12 protein-coding genes and 1 pseudogene are annotated in these 13,296 nt (G+C 65.4%); 6 read left to right on the top strand and 7 right to left on the bottom strand.

Annotated features, from left to right (window positions below; genetic code table 11):
• Positions 1-3 precede the first annotated feature (3 nt).
• Positions 4-1,518 (bottom strand): 3-hydroxyacyl-CoA dehydrogenase, encoded by a 1,515-nt coding sequence (locus tag VG99_RS07515; protein WP_044499164.1) that lies wholly within the window; start codon positions 1,516-1,518, stop codon positions 4-6.
• A gap of 217 nt (positions 1,519-1,735) precedes the next feature.
• Here VG99_RS07515 and VG99_RS07510 point away from each other — a divergent pair, with 217 nt between their 5' ends.
• The 5 genes from VG99_RS07510 (at position 1,736) to VG99_RS07490 (ending at position 6,705) form a co-directional block, all read left to right on the top strand.
• Positions 1,736-2,164: a PaaI family thioesterase gene (locus VG99_RS07510; protein WP_044499163.1), complete on the top strand. Its 429-nt coding sequence runs from the start codon at positions 1,736-1,738 to the stop codon at positions 2,162-2,164.
• The gene (locus tag VG99_RS07505) at positions 2,161-3,504 is read left to right on the top strand and encodes a hypothetical protein (protein WP_044499162.1); all 1,344 of its coding nucleotides are present in this window, start codon (positions 2,161-2,163) and stop codon (positions 3,502-3,504) included. Before VG99_RS07510 ends, VG99_RS07505 begins: the two co-directional genes overlap by 4 nt.
• A gap of 15 nt (positions 3,505-3,519) precedes the next feature.
• Positions 3,520-4,332 carry a bifunctional DNA-formamidopyrimidine glycosylase/DNA-(apurinic or apyrimidinic site) lyase gene (mutM, locus tag VG99_RS07500; protein WP_044499161.1) on the top strand — a complete coding sequence of 271 codons (813 nt, stop codon included), beginning with the start codon at positions 3,520-3,522 and terminating at the stop codon, positions 4,330-4,332.
• A 154-nt stretch (positions 4,333-4,486) separates the two neighbouring features.
• A complete protein-coding gene (locus VG99_RS07495) occupies positions 4,487-4,825 on the top strand; it encodes a hypothetical protein (RefSeq protein ID WP_044499160.1) in 339 nt (112 codons plus the stop codon).
• Positions 4,826-4,887: 62 nt separating this feature from the next.
• Positions 4,888-6,705: a Na/Pi cotransporter family protein gene (locus VG99_RS07490; protein WP_044499155.1), complete on the top strand. Its 1,818-nt coding sequence runs from the start codon at positions 4,888-4,890 to the stop codon at positions 6,703-6,705.
• Here VG99_RS07490 and ggt read toward each other — a convergent pair.
• From ggt to VG99_RS07460, 6 genes are all read right to left on the bottom strand, one after another.
• Positions 6,692-8,395, bottom strand: a complete 1,704-nt coding sequence (gene ggt, locus VG99_RS07485) for a gamma-glutamyltransferase (RefSeq protein ID WP_044499149.1) — start codon at positions 8,393-8,395, stop codon at positions 6,692-6,694. The genes VG99_RS07490 and ggt overlap by 14 nt on opposite strands.
• Positions 8,392-8,643, bottom strand: a complete 252-nt coding sequence (locus VG99_RS07480) for a YfhL family 4Fe-4S dicluster ferredoxin (protein WP_044499146.1) — start codon at positions 8,641-8,643, stop codon at positions 8,392-8,394. Before VG99_RS07480 ends, ggt begins: the two co-directional genes overlap by 4 nt.
• Positions 8,644-8,667: 24 nt before the next feature.
• Positions 8,668-9,147, bottom strand: a complete 480-nt coding sequence (gene coaD / locus VG99_RS07475) for a pantetheine-phosphate adenylyltransferase (RefSeq protein ID WP_044499144.1) — start codon at positions 9,145-9,147, stop codon at positions 8,668-8,670.
• Between the two features lie 277 nt (positions 9,148-9,424).
• Entirely contained in the window at positions 9,425-10,006 is a 582-nt protein-coding gene (rsmD, locus tag VG99_RS07470) for a 16S rRNA (guanine(966)-N(2))-methyltransferase RsmD (protein WP_044499143.1), read from the bottom strand.
• Positions 10,003-11,586 (bottom strand): M16 family metallopeptidase, encoded by a 1,584-nt coding sequence (locus VG99_RS07465; RefSeq protein WP_052508734.1) that lies wholly within the window; start codon positions 11,584-11,586, stop codon positions 10,003-10,005. Before VG99_RS07465 ends, rsmD begins: the two co-directional genes overlap by 4 nt.
• A complete protein-coding gene (locus VG99_RS07460; protein WP_044499141.1) occupies positions 11,586-12,944 on the bottom strand; it encodes a M16 family metallopeptidase in 1,359 nt (452 codons plus the stop codon). The genes VG99_RS07465 and VG99_RS07460 overlap by 1 nt, the downstream gene beginning before the upstream one ends.
• 150 nt (positions 12,945-13,094) lie before the next feature.
• On the opposite strand from VG99_RS07460, the pseudogene VG99_RS16170 reads away from it, so the two are divergent.
• Positions 13,095-13,296: pseudogene (locus tag VG99_RS16170) on the top strand (hypothetical protein); the annotation flags it as partial.

Below are 13,296 nucleotides of genomic sequence, written 5' to 3'. Positions count from 1 at the left end.
GGATTACTCCTGGAAATCGGGGGTGGTCAACGGCAGGTCCAGCTGGACGCGGCGGCGCAGCCAGGGGCTGGGACGGTAACGCGGCTCGCCGTAGGTGGCCTGCATGTTGTTGAGAACGGTGAGGATAGCCTGCTTGCCGTAGTGCTCGCCGAAGGCCAGCGGGCCTTTCGGATAGCCCAGCGCAAGCTGGATGGCACGGTCCAGTGTGTCCGGTGTGGCGATACCCTTCTGGGCAATTTCGGTACCCAGGTTCACCACGCTGGCGATCAGCCGCTGGATGACGAAACCGGGGGAATCGTTGATCACTTCCACCGGCACGCCATCGGCGGCCAGGGCCTGGCGCGCCTGGGCAACCACATCGGCCTCGGCGGCGGGCTGGCGCATCAGGGTGCGGCGCTTGTCCCAATTGGCAAAGCTGTCCAGTGCCAGGGTGCGTGCCGCCGGCAGGCCCAGGCGGGTCAGGGCGGCGGTGCAGTCTTCACCCAGCGGGGTGACCAGGCAGATGGCCTCGGCGGAGGGCTGCTCGCCGCTCTCGAGGATCGCGCCGGCAGCCTGCAGCACGGCAGCGACCTGGCTGCGCAGCCCCTGGTCATCGCTCTGCAGCCAGAACGGCCGGTTGATCAGCACGGTCTCCGGCGCAGGCTCGGGCTGCTCGATCTTCTGGCCCTCTTCGTAGCGGTAGAAGCCCTGGCCGGTCTTGCGACCCAGCAGACCGGCGGCAACGCGCTGGCCAGCGATGAAGGAGGGGGTGTAGCGCGGGTCATGGTAGAACTGCTCGTACACCGACTCCATCACCGCGTGGGACACGTCCAACCCGGTCAGATCGAACAGCTCGAAGGGCCCCATGCGAAAACCCGGGCCATCACGCAGGATACGGTCGATCTGCTGGGGCGTGGCGACGCCTTCACTGAGCATGCGCAGGGCTTCGGTGCCGAAGGCACGGCCGGCGTGGTTGACCAGGAAGCCGGGGGTGTCAGGGGTGATGGCCGGGAAGTGCCCGGCCTTTTCCGCGAGTTCGACCAGCCCCTGGATGTAGCGCTCCTCGGTGCGCGAGCCGCGTACCACCTCGACAATCTTCATCAGCGGCACAGGATTGAAGAAATGGAAGCCCGCGACCCGCTCCGGACGGCTGCAACCGGCGGCGATGCGGGTCACCGACAGGGACGAGGTGTTGGTGGCCAGCAGGCAGTCCTCGCGGACGATGGCCTCCAGATCGGTAAAGAGCTTCTGCTTCACCTCGAGGATCTCGACGATGGCCTCGATGATCAGGTCGCAATCCTTGAGCTGTTGCAGTTCTGCAGCGGGCTGCATGCGGGCATTGACTGCTTCGAATTCCGCCTCGCTGAGCTTGCCCTTGGCGACCTGGCGCTGGAGCAGGTTGCGGTTGAAGGCGAGGGCGTCGTCGATGGCCTCGGCACGGGTATCGAACAGCAGCACCTGTTGACCGCTGCTGGCAAACAGTTGGGCAATCCCACGGCCCATGGCGCCGGCACCGATAACGCCAATCCGGTTGAACATGTTCAGGCTCCTCGGTTACTCTGTTCCGCTATGCGGAACCGTATTTCGTTTAAAGTCGCACGAGATTAAATCCTGCGGTCCATCAGTGCAAGCCGAGCCGCAGTTATCGGGCCCTATAAGGCTGACCCAGGCGAGGTTGCACGTGGTCTTTAGCGTGGCATACTGCCGCGCCTATGGGCACGCCCCATACCTGCTGACATCGATATCAGGATCATCTATGAGTGAAGACCAGAATCTGGCCGTACAGCGTACGGTAACCGGCTTCTTTCAGGAGTTGGGTGGTGAACTGCTGGAATACAGTGCCAATCGGGCCGTGGTCGGCCTGACCCTGGAAAAGCGGCACCTGAACAATGCCAGCAACCTGCACGGCGGCATTACTGCCAGCCTGCTGGATATTGCCATGGGCCTGTGTGGCACCTACGCCGAGAACCCGGACGAGCGGCGGGTCGCCATCACCCTGTCGATGAATGTGAATTTCAGCGCGACCGCCGATGAGGGGGCACGGGTGCGCGCGGTGGCTACCTGCCGCAAGAATGGCCACAAGATCTTCATGGCTTCCTGTGACCTGCTCGATGAAAACGACAACCTGCTCGCCTTCGGCGAGGGGGTATTCAAGAAGGGTGCGCTGCGCAGAGATCTGCCATGACCGCCCTGTTGCTGCCGCTGGGCGTCGGCCTGGAACTGGTGGCGCTGGGCGCACAGTGGCCGCAGCTCAGCTGGTTTGCCGCCGCAGCGCTGGCCGGCTATTACCTGCTGCATTTTCGCCGGCTGCTGATCTATCCCCGGGTGCTGGGGCTGATCACGGTGGGCATGCTGTTGGCCGTGGCAATGCTCGGGCAGGCCGATCCGGCATTATGGGGGCGTCTCGCAGCCTCCGGGGCCTATTACGCCAGTTTCCTCGGCGCCCTGGGACTGATGCAGTTGCTGGCGCGCCGCTTGCCGCACTTGCGGGAAATGCACAAGGCGCTGCTGGCCGGCCCTGCCATCTGGCTGTATCCACGCTACGTGTTGACCTCCGGTAGCATCGGCTCGATCCTCAATTTCGGCATGATGAGCCTGTTATGCGGCACGCTCGACCAGCATCTGCGCCAGTATGCGCTGGACGATAGCCAGCGGCGCGAGGGTTTGCGCTCGGTCATGGTCACCACCTTGCGCGGTTTCGCCCTGGTGCCCCTGGTTGCCCCGACCAGCGTGACTATCGCCATGATCACCCGGGAAATGCCGCAACTGTCCTGGTCCACGATGGTGCCGTACGGCTTGGTGGCGGCGTTGCTGTTGCTGGTAGTCGGCTGGCGCCGGGAGACCACGGGCCTGCTGCGCCTGCGCAATAATATCGGCGATAGCACCCCCGCCACCGGAATGGGTGCGCTATTGATAGGCAGCCTGCTGGGGCTGATGGCTATCGGCATGCTGGCCTGGCTGACGCTGCTGACGCCCTCCCAGGCGGCGATGATCCTGATCCCAGTGGGCATCGCTGGTTACCTGCTCTGGTGCGAACGCTCGCCGCGGCGGGTCATCAGCGAGATCAGCGACAACCTGGTCACCATGCATAACGAGATGTTCATTTTTGGCTGCGCCGCGCTCATGGGCGGTGCGCTGGGCGCGCTGGTGCCCCTCGAGGACCTGGCGCTGTGGCTGGCGCAGGAACCCAAGTACAACATGTTGCTGGCGGTGGGCAGCCTGTTCGGCATCATTATCCTGGCAGCTGCGGGAGTGGCGCCCATTGTGTCGCTATCGCTGCTGGTCGGTTTGCTGGCCGAGCTGGCGCGCCTGGGGGTGCCGATAATGACCCCGGCCCTCGGGTTGATGTGCGGGTTCTCCATTGCCATGATCTTTTCGCCGTTCGGCCCGTCCGCCTTGATCCTGGCGCGTTTCAGTGGCGAGAAGCCGTGGCGGGTAGCCTTCGTCTGGAACGGCCGGTTTGTCCTCGCTGCATTGCCGTTGCTGTTGCTGCTATTGTTCGGGGTCCATTGGCTGCATATCTGACAAGATTACCGATCCATGCCTGAGCTACCTGAAGTCGAAACCACCCGCCGGGGTATCGCGCCCCACCTGGAGGGCCACCGCGTCACCCGCCTGATCGTGCGGGATAGCCGCCTGCGCTGGCCGATCCCCGAAGACCTGGCGATCCAGATCGAGAACCAGACCTTCACCGCCGTGCGCCGGCGGGCCAAGTACCTGCTGATGGATATCGGCGGAGGTACCTTGATCAGTCATCTGGGCATGTCCGGCAATCTGCGGCTGGTGCCCGCCGCGACCCCGGTGCTCAAGCATGAGCATGTGGATATCGAACTGGATTCGGGGCTGACGTTGCGCTACACCGACCCGCGCCGCTTCGGTGCCATGCTCTGGCAGCGCGCCGGGGAGGTGCACCCGCTGCTCGCCAACCTCGGTCCCGAGCCGCTGTCGACGGAATTTGATGGTGAGCGTCTGTACCAGCTGTCGCGCAAGCGCAGCATGGCGGTCAAGCCGTTCATCATGGACAACGCCGTGGTGGTTGGGGTGGGTAACATCTATGCGACCGAGGCGCTGTTCGCCGCCGGCATCGATCCGCGCCGGGAGGCCGGGCGCATCAGCCGGGCGCGCTACCTGGCGCTGGCCGAGGAAATCAAGAAGGTGCTGGCGCGGGCCATCGACAGTGGCGGCACCACCCTGCGTGACTTCATCGGCGGGGATGGCAAGCCGGGGTATTTCAAACAGGAACTGTTCGTCTACGGGCGGGGCGGGCAGCTGTGCAAGGTCTGCGGCACCACGCTATCGGAATGCCGGCTGGGCCAGCGCAGTTCCGTATTCTGCCGGCGCTGCCAGCGCTGACCCCGGGCGTTTCTCGACCGGGTTGGCAAATTTCACCGGCTGGATTCCGCAAAGGTGCGAATGTGCCTACAATGAGGTCGGCTGCAGGTCTCCCGGGAAGGGGGACCACGCCACGACTTGAACGCCTATCGGGCCACAACCAGGGATTACCATCATGCGCCTGTTACGTCATACCACCGCTCTGCTCGCCGGCCTGTTGCTTACCGGCGCGGTTTCCGCCAACGACGCCAACTTCGGCTACCAGGAACACGTCGAGAACCCCGGCATCTTCGCCATGGTCGGTGACCTCATCATCGCCCGGCCCATCGGCGCGGCCATTACCGCCGTCGGGGCTGCCGCCTTCGTCATCAGCCTGCCGTTCACCGCCCTGGCCGGTAATACAGCCGAGGCAGGACAGGAGCTGGTGGTGCGTCCCGGCAAGGAAACCTTCATGCGTTGCCTGGGCTGCACCAAGAGCGGCTACGGTCGCAAGCAGCAACACGAGAGTCTCTGAAACGAGGCTGACGCGCGCCAGGGAGCGGTAGCCGCAGCCCGCCTGTCAGGTAGTCGGGGTATATGCGCAAGATGATTCGACAGGCCGGGTTGCCTGTCCTGCTGGTGGCCCTGCTTGGCCTGATGATCTGGAGCACCGAACTGGCGACCCTGGCCGCTGGGGTGGCCCTGTTCGTGCTCGGTATCGGCCGGCTGGAGGAAGGGTTTCGCGCCTTCTCCGGTGGCGCCCTGGAGCGCTGGCTGAAGTGGAGCACCAGTGGACTATGGCGCAGCCTGCTGGTGGGTGTCGTCAGTACCGCCATGGTGCAATCGAGCACCCTGGTCACGCTGCTGGGTATCGCCTTTCTCAGTGCCGGGCTGATCAATACACTCGGTGGGGTGGGCCTGGTCCTGGGTGCCAACCTGGGCACCACCTCCGGGGCCTGGCTGATTGCCCTGGCCGGGCTCAAATTGAACATGGCGCAGCTGTCCATGCCGATGCTCGCCTTCGGGGTGTTCCTGGCGCGGCGGGCGGAGGCCGGCTGGCGCGGTGGCGGGTTGGCGTTGCTGGGTATCGGCCTGCTGTTTCTCGGTATCGACCTGATGAAGACCGGCTTCAGCAGTGTCGACGGTGCCTTTGATCTTGCCCGCTACGCCATCGGCGGTTGGGCCGGCGTGCTGCTGTTTGTGCTGGTCGGAGCAGTGGCCACCGTCATCATGCAGTCCAGCCACGCTACGCTGGTATTGACCCTGGCGGCGCTGGCCGCCGGCCAGGTGCAGTATGACAATGCCCTGGCGCTGGTCATTGGGGCCAACCTAGGCTCCACTGCCACCGCCCTGTTCGCCGCCATCGGCAGCAATAACGCCGGGCGGCGTATCGCTGCAACCCATCTGATCTTCAACCTGGTGACCGCCGGCGCGGCCTTGCTGCTGTTGCACCCGCTGATGGCCGCGGTGGAGTGGCTGGCCGATGTTGGCGGGCTGGCGCCGGACGCGCACATGTTGAAGCTGGCTTTGTTCCATACCCTGTACAACCTGTTCGGCCTGTTGCTGGTGTTGCCCTGGAGCCCGCTGCTGGTGCGGCTGCTGGAGCGCTGGCTGCCGGAGGAGGGGGCGCTGGCCGACAGCGGCCGGCTCAGTGAGCGGCCACGCACCCGGACCAAATATGTCAACGATACCGCGCTGCTGCACGCGGATACCGCGCTCAAGGTACTGGAGCAGGAACTGCAGCACCTGGCCCAGCTGAGCCGACAGGTGGTGGGCGCGGCGCTGTATCTGCCCCATGACCTTGCCGACCTGACCTCCGCCGAGCTGCATGCCCGCGTACGGCAGCCGGTGCCCCTGGCGCTGCGGGAAGATGCCGAGGCCCTGTATGAACGGCATGTGAAGGGCATTTACGCCGATATTGTCGACTTCGTCTCCCGCGTTGATGTTTCCCTGTTGCCCGAGCAGCAACAGTCCCTGTTCAACAGCACCATGGCAGCGCGGGATCTGGTGGCGGCGGTGAAGGCAGCCAAACATCTGCAGGAAAACCTGCGCAAGCAGATCGATAGCCCCCAGCCCCTGGTGCGCGAAGCCTATAGCCGGTTGCGGGAGCAGTGCGGGCTGACACTGCGGGAACTTTCCCGGCGTGCTGAGGTGGCGGGTGACGCCGTTGCGCAGACCCGGGAGTTGGCGGCTCAGGAGAACGAGGAGCACCTCTTCGCCGATGCTTTCCAGCGCGACCTGCAGCAGCAATTGCGCAACCGGGAGCTGGATGGCTGGCAGGCGACATCGTTGCTCAATGACCTGCATTACCTGCTGCGCATTCGTCGTCACCTGCTGCGGGCCCACGCGGGCTTTGGCCGAAGCGTGCCGGCGGATGAGGCCCAACGTCTGGAGCAGGCGGTCAGTCAGGCTTGACCGGCTGTTTGACGGTAGCATCGCCTTCACCGCGAGGGTCACTGGCCGCGCTGAGTTCGTTGCGGCGCTTGTCCCACAACAGCGCCTGCATGTCACCATAGTCACGGCCGACCGGCTTGAGTCGATGCCCCAAAGCTTCCAGGGCGGCCTGCTGCCCAGCGGTGAAGGCATTGTCCTCGACCTGGATATGATCGGGCAGGTATTGATGATGGAAGCGTGGCCGGCTGACCCATTGACTGACCGGCTTGCCCTCCATCGCCTGTAGCGCGCCCAACAACACCATGCTGATGATGCGGCTACCGCCGGGCGTACCCAATACTGCCAGCTGCTCGGAGTTTTCCAGCATGGTCGGGGTCATGCTCGACAGCGGCCGCTTGCCGGGGGCGATGGCGTTGGCTTCGCTGCCGGCCAGCCCGTAGCTGTTCTTGCCGTCCGGGTCGGCGGCGAAGTCATCCATTTCGTTGTTCAGCAGCACGCCGGTACCGGGCACGGTAAAGGCGGCGCCAAAGGGCAGATTGACGCTCAGGGTGGCGGCGACGGCGTTGCCCTGGCGGTCGATCAGCGAAAAGTGGGTGGTATTGGTGCCTTCCTGAATTGCCTTGGGCTCACCCAGCTCCAGGCTGGGCGTGGCGCGCTCGGGATCGATGCCGGCGGCGAGCTGGCGGGCATAGTCGGCGGAGACCAGTCGCTCGACCGGCACGCTGACAAAATCGCTATCACCCAACAGCAGGGCGCGGTCGCGGTAGGTGCGGCGCATCAGTTCCACCAACTGGTGGGTCCATTGGGTGGAGCTGGGCGTGGCGGCGGGCAGATGGTCGAGGCCCTGCAGGATACCGGCCAGGGTAATGCCGCCGGCGGAGGGCAGCGGGGCACTGATCACTTCGAAGCCGGCGCTGGAAAAGCGGATAGGCTCGCGCTCGATTACCTGGTAGTTGTCCAGGTCAGCCTGCTGCCAGATGCCACCGGCCGCCTGGACCCCGGCAATCAGCTGCTCGGCCACCGGCCCGCCATAGAAACCGGCGCGACCTTGTTGTGCCAGCGCCCGCAGGGTGGCGGCCAGCTCGGGCTGGCGGATCAGCGCATCGGCGGCCGGGACGTCGTTATCCCGCAGGAAGATGCGCGCGGTTTCCGCATCCTGTTGCATGGCTTCGAGGCGAAAGCCCACCAGCTGGCGGTAGCTTGGGCCGGGCACGAAGCCCTGCTCGGCAGCAGCAATTGCTGGCGCCAGGCTCTGGGCCAGTGGCAGTTGACCATGGTGTTCGGCCAGGTGCACCAGGGCGGCGGGCAGGCCGGGGATGCCTGCGGCGAGCGGGCCGTTGATCACCCGCTGCAGCTTGCGGTCGTTGTCCTGGTCCAGATACATGTCGCGGCTGGCAGCCAGGGGCGCGGTTTCCCGGGCGTCGAGGAAGCGGTAGCGGGGTTCGGTGTCGCGGGCCTCGCGCAGCAGGAAGAAACCGCCACCGCCAATGCCGGAACCGTAAGGTTCGACTACGGCCAGGGTAGCGGCCACCGCGATGGCGGCGTCGAAGGCGTTACCGCCCTGGTCGAGAATCAGGTGGCCGGCGTCGGTCGCGGTGGGGTGGGCGCTGGCTACCGCCTGCTGGCCGGGGACCGCCGCGGCCTGCACGGTGCTGACTACCGCGAAGCTCAGCAGCAGCGGCAGGTACAGCAGGGCGCGCAGGCGGATCATTCGGCGGTGGTGAGCAGCTGGTACTTTTCCATCAGCTGCTCCTTGCTTTCGACCCGGTTGGGGTCGAGGGGGATGCAATCGACCGGGCATACCTGCTGGCACTGGGGTTCGTCGAAGTGGCCGACGCACTCGGTGCAGAGGTTGGGGTCAATGACATAAATTTCCTCGCCCTGGGATATGGCCCCGTTGGGACATTCGGGTTCGCAGACATCGCAGTTGATGCAGTCGTCGGTAATGATCAGGGCCATCGGCTACTCCGCAAAGCGATCTGTTCAGCCGGCGAAGCGCTTGAGCAGGGCTTCATGGACTACCGGGTGAACGAATTTGGTGACGTCGCCGCCCAGGGAGGCAATTTCCCGCACCAGGGTGGACGAGATGTAAGAATACTTCTCCGAGGGCGTGAGGAACAGACTTTCCACATCCGGAGCCAGTTGGCGGTTCATGTTGGCCAGCTGGAATTCATATTCGAAGTCGGATACCGCACGCAGGCCGCGGAGCAATACGTTAGCGCCGACGTCACGGGTGAAGTGCGCCAGCAGCGTGGAAAACCCCACCACTTCGACGTTGGGAAACTCCTTGAGTACTTCACGCGCCATATCGACCCGCTGTTCGAGCGAGAAGGCGGGGTTCTTCTTCGGGCTGGCGGCGACGGCGACGACCACCTTGTCGAACAGTTTGGCCGCGCGACCAACCAGGTCGGTATGCCCCTTGGTGATGGGGTCGAAGGTGCCGGGATAAAGAACAGTATTCATTGGCTTTGTCCTGCCTGTGGGTTCCGGAGCGCCGATGGTAGCCTATGGCCCGGCTGCGGCCAAACTGAAAACGTTAACAATTGGCCGGTTCGGTATTGGTGGCGGCGAGTCTGTGCAGGATGCCTCTGGTTGACCAGGCCCAGGACGACACGCTGTGAGTACGTCCCTGTAGCTCGTGTGCCGCCGTCCATGGCGGCACACGGTCGTCCTGGGCCTGGTCAACCAGTGCCATCGGATGTTTTGGCGTTGCGTTGTGTTCGTTGCGTTGCGCAGCCAGCTATTCGCCAGCTTGACGCTGCCACAGGCTGTACCACACCTGGCCGGCCTTCTTTTCTCGATGCAGGCGCCAGTTTGCCGGGTAGGGCAGGCGTTCCGGGGCGGTTTCGCTTTCGGTGTAGATGAAGGCGCCTGGCGTCAGCCAGCCGTTGGTTTCCAGGGCGGTACAGGCGGGGATGAGCAGGTCCTGGTGGAACGGCGGGTCGAGGAAAACCAGGTCGAAGGGCGCCGCCGGGCTGCCGGTGAGCAGGTTCAGTGCGTCCTTCTGCAGTACCTCGCCGCGTTCGCATTGCAGTGTCTGCAGGTGGCCGCGCAGGGTGGTGACGACATCGCGGCTCATGTCACAGGCCAGCACCTGGGCGGCGCCGCGGGACAGGGCCTCCAGGGTCAGCGCCCCGCTGCCGGCGAACAGGTCGAGGCAGCGGGCGCCCTCGATGTGCATGCTCAGCCAGTTGAACAGGGTTTCGCGTACCCGGTCCGGGGTCGGTCGCAGCCCTGGCTCCTCGGTAAAACTGAAACGCCGACTGCGCCATTCGCCGGCGATGATGCGCAGCTGGCTCGGGCGGGCCTTGGGTTGCTTCATGCCTGTGGCTCCGGTGTGGGGGTGGCGTCGGTTTCCTGATCCTGCAGATCGGTCTCGTTATCGGCGTCGGCCGGTGCGCTGTCTGCGATACCCGGTGCCGGCCCGACGGTGATGACCAGGCGCTGCTCGGGATCGAAATGCCGGGCGAAGGCGGCGCGGATGTCTTCGACGGTCAGCGCCTGGACCTGATCCAGGAACAGTTGCAGGTGGTTGAGCGGCAGGCCGTAGAAGCCGATCATGCCGAGCTGGGCGACGATCGCGGCGTTGTTGGCGGTGCTCAGCGGGAATTCGCCATTGATCTGCCGTTTGGTGCGGGCCAGTTCGGCCTCGGTCGGGCCTTCGTTGATGAAGGCGTCGAGGCTCTGGTGGATGACCTCGAGGGCCTGGTCCACCTGGTCGGAGCGGGTCTGCATGCTGACCATCACCGGACCGGTGGCCTGCATGGGGATCAGGCGGCTGCTTACCGAGTAGGACAGCCCACGGCTTTCGCGGATTTCCTGCATCAAGCGGGAGCCGAAGCCCGAGCCGCCGAGGATCTGGTTGCCGACATACAGGGCGGCGTAGTCGGGATCGTGGCGGCTGATGCCGTGCTGGCCGACCAGGATGTGGGTCTGCTGCCCGTCGAATTCGATATGCCGATGGCTGGAGGTGGCCGGTTCCGGGTCGGTGATTACCGGGGCGGCGGGCCCCTGGGGCAGTGCATCGGCCAGGCGCTGGGCGATGCGTTCAGCCCGTTCGCGGTTGATGTCACCCACCAGGGCAATCACCGTGTTACCGGTGGTGTAGTACTGGCTGTGGAACTGGCGCAGGGTCTCCGGCGTCATTGCCTGCAGGCTCTCGGTTTGGCCTTCGGGCAGGGTCCCGTAGGGGTGTCCGGGATACAGGTCGGCCCAGAAGGCTTCGCTGGCCAGGGCCGCCGGCCGTTGCAGGCGGAATTTGAGGCTGGCCAGCAGCTGGTTGCGCAGGCGCTCGAAGGCATCCTCGGGGAAGCTGGGCCGGGCCACTACCTGGGTGAACAGGGCTACGGCGGCATCCAGCTTGTCGTCGGCGCTCAGGGTGCGCAGGCCAGCCAGGGCCATGTCCCGGTGGGCGCTGTTGGTGAACTGGGCGCCGAGGCGTTCGAAGCCGGCGGCGATGGTGCCGGCGTCCTGGTCACCGGTGCCCTCGTTGAGCATGGCGTTGGTCATGGTGCCCAGGCCGGGCAGCTCACCATCGCGGCTGGCGCCCGCAGCGAACAGCAACTGGATATCGAGCATGGGCAGCTCTTCGGCCTGCATGAAATACACCCGGGTGCCCTGCTCGGTGGTCCAGTGCTGCAGGTCCAGGTTGCGCCGCGCAGGGGGCTGGTCGAGGTCGACCTGCTGCAGTGACTGCAGCGCCGGCAGCAGCTCGGCGACGACCGCGTCGGGCTCGGCTTCAATCTCCGCCGGGTCGACCGGCTGGGCAGCGGTTGGCTCCGGGGTGGGAGCGGGCGCTTCCGGGCTGGGCTCGCGCAGCAGCAGGAAGCCCAGCACGATGGCCGCCAACACGACCAGCAATAGCAGCACCAGCGGGCGCCGGTTGGGGGTGGCAGCGGCCATCAGCGCGTCTCCTCGGTGGTAACGGGTAGAACATGGGCGCGGGTCAGGCGCTCGGGCACCAGGTACCGCCGCGCTACCTCGCTGATCTGTTCGGGGGTAATGGCTTGCAGGGCGGCGACGTCCTCATCCAGCAGGGTCCAGGGCAGGCCGATGCTTTCCAGCATGCCGATCTGGTTGGCCTGGTGGCTGATGCTGTCCTGGGCGTACACCAGTTCGGCGGTCATCTGCGCCTGCACCCGGTTCAGCTCGTCCTGGCTGGGCGGGGTCTGCTTGAGTTGGTCGATCTGCTCCCACAGCGCCTGCTCCAGCTGTTCGAGGCTGGTGTCACGGGACTCGTTGGGCAGGCCGGACAGCAGGAACAGGCTGTCGCCGCGGGCGAAGCCGTCGTAGCTGGCGGAGGCCGAGGTAGCAATGGCCTGGTCGCGTTCCAGGCGGCTGGGCAGGCGGGCGCTGTAGCCGCCGTCGAGCACCGCTTCGAGCAGGCGCAGGGCGTGGGCCTCCCAGGCCTGTTCGGCGGTGCTCAGGCTGGGCACGTTGAATCCGAGCAGCAGGCTGGGCATCTGCACCGGCAGGTGCAGGGTCAGGCTGCGTTCGCTGCCGCCGGGCAGCTCCCGCGGGGCCTTGGCGGGGGTAGCCGGGGTGTCCGTCAGCGGGCCGAAATAGCGCTCGGCGAGGGTGCGCACTTCGTCCGCCTGCACGTCGCCCACCACTACCAGGATGGCGTTGCTGGGCTGGTAGTGCTGGTGATACCAGTTGCGCAGGTCGTCTACGGTCAGTCGATCCAGATCGTGCATCCAGCCGATGACGGGCTGGCCATAGGGGCTGGCCATGTACGCCTGGGTCAGGAAGCGCTCGTAGGCCAGGCTGTTGGGGTTGTCATCGACCCGCAGGCGGCGCTCTTCCTTGATGACTTCCATTTCCCGCAGGAATTCGTCTTCGGGCAGGGTCAGGCCGTGCATGCGCTCGGCTTCCAGTTCCAGGGCGATGGCCAGCTGGTCACGGCTGAGGATCTGGTAATAGGCAGTGTAATCCCGACTGGTGAAGGCGTTTTCCTGGGCGCCCAGGCTGCTCAGCAGGCGCGAGGCCTGGCCCGGCTCCAGCCGCTCGCTGCCCTTGAACATCATGTGTTCCAGGGCATGGGACATGCCGGTGCGGCCGGGCGGCTCGTAGCTGCTGCCGACCCGATACCAGAGTTGGGAGACCACCACCGGGGCGCGGTGATCTTCGCGGACGATGACCTTGAGGCCGTTGTCCAGGGTGAATTCGTGGGTTGGCTGCCGGGTCTCGACGGCCTGAACCGGGCCAGCCAGGCTGCAGATGAGCAATAAGAAGGGGAGCAGCAGTGAGCGTCGCGCCATGGGTATTTGGTGTCCTGTGATTACCGCCAGTGCCGGAAGTGGGGTAGGATAACCCAACCTTCCACGCGCAGGCCAAGGAAGCGCTGAACCGGACCATTGCGGTGATTCAGCGGCTGCCCGGGGTCGCGCCAGATCAGATAGTGATAGTCAATGTTTGGTTCCAAAGACAAGCCAGAACACCCCAAGCAGGATCCGGAGCGCGACGACAACGGCAAGAGCGGCAAGAAAGGCCTGTTTGGCTGGATGCGCCGCAAGGCCGACGAGCCCACCGCGCCGGTCACTCCGCCCCCGTCCGTGCCGGAGCCCGAGACGCCGGTGTCGCCGCCCGTCGCCGAGGTCGAGGTCGAGGCCG

This window comes from Pseudomonas saudimassiliensis, from assembly GCF_000939975.1.
GTDB classification, from domain to species: Bacteria; Pseudomonadota; Gammaproteobacteria; order Pseudomonadales; family Pseudomonadaceae; genus Halopseudomonas; species Halopseudomonas saudimassiliensis.
This window is presented reverse-complemented; position numbering and strand designations above follow the sequence as displayed.

What these genes read in the sequence shown, in the direction of transcription:
- VG99_RS07515 (WP_044499164.1), bottom strand. Translation starts at nt 1,518, where the DNA reads ATGTTCAACCGGATTGGCGTTATCGGTGCCGGCGCCATGGGCCGTGGG.
- VG99_RS07510 (WP_044499163.1), top strand. Translation starts at nt 1,736, where the DNA reads ATGAGTGAAGACCAGAATCTGGCCGTACAGCGTACGGTAACCGGCTTC.
- VG99_RS07505 (WP_044499162.1), top strand. Translation starts at nt 2,161, where the DNA reads ATGACCGCCCTGTTGCTGCCGCTGGGCGTCGGCCTGGAACTGGTGGCG.
- mutM (WP_044499161.1), top strand. Translation starts at nt 3,520, where the DNA reads ATGCCTGAGCTACCTGAAGTCGAAACCACCCGCCGGGGTATCGCGCCC.
- VG99_RS07495 (WP_044499160.1), top strand. Translation starts at nt 4,487, where the DNA reads ATGCGCCTGTTACGTCATACCACCGCTCTGCTCGCCGGCCTGTTGCTT.
- VG99_RS07490 (WP_044499155.1), top strand. Translation starts at nt 4,888, where the DNA reads ATGCGCAAGATGATTCGACAGGCCGGGTTGCCTGTCCTGCTGGTGGCC.
- ggt (WP_044499149.1), bottom strand. Translation starts at nt 8,395, where the DNA reads ATGATCCGCCTGCGCGCCCTGCTGTACCTGCCGCTGCTGCTGAGCTTC.
- VG99_RS07480 (WP_044499146.1), bottom strand. Translation starts at nt 8,643, where the DNA reads ATGGCCCTGATCATTACCGACGACTGCATCAACTGCGATGTCTGCGAA.
- coaD (WP_044499144.1), bottom strand. Translation starts at nt 9,147, where the DNA reads ATGAATACTGTTCTTTATCCCGGCACCTTCGACCCCATCACCAAGGGG.
- rsmD (WP_044499143.1), bottom strand. Translation starts at nt 10,006, where the DNA reads ATGAAGCAACCCAAGGCCCGCCCGAGCCAGCTGCGCATCATCGCCGGC.
- VG99_RS07465 (WP_052508734.1), bottom strand. Translation starts at nt 11,586, where the DNA reads ATGGCCGCTGCCACCCCCAACCGGCGCCCGCTGGTGCTGCTATTGCTG.
- VG99_RS07460 (WP_044499141.1), bottom strand. Translation starts at nt 12,944, where the DNA reads ATGGCGCGACGCTCACTGCTGCTCCCCTTCTTATTGCTCATCTGCAGC.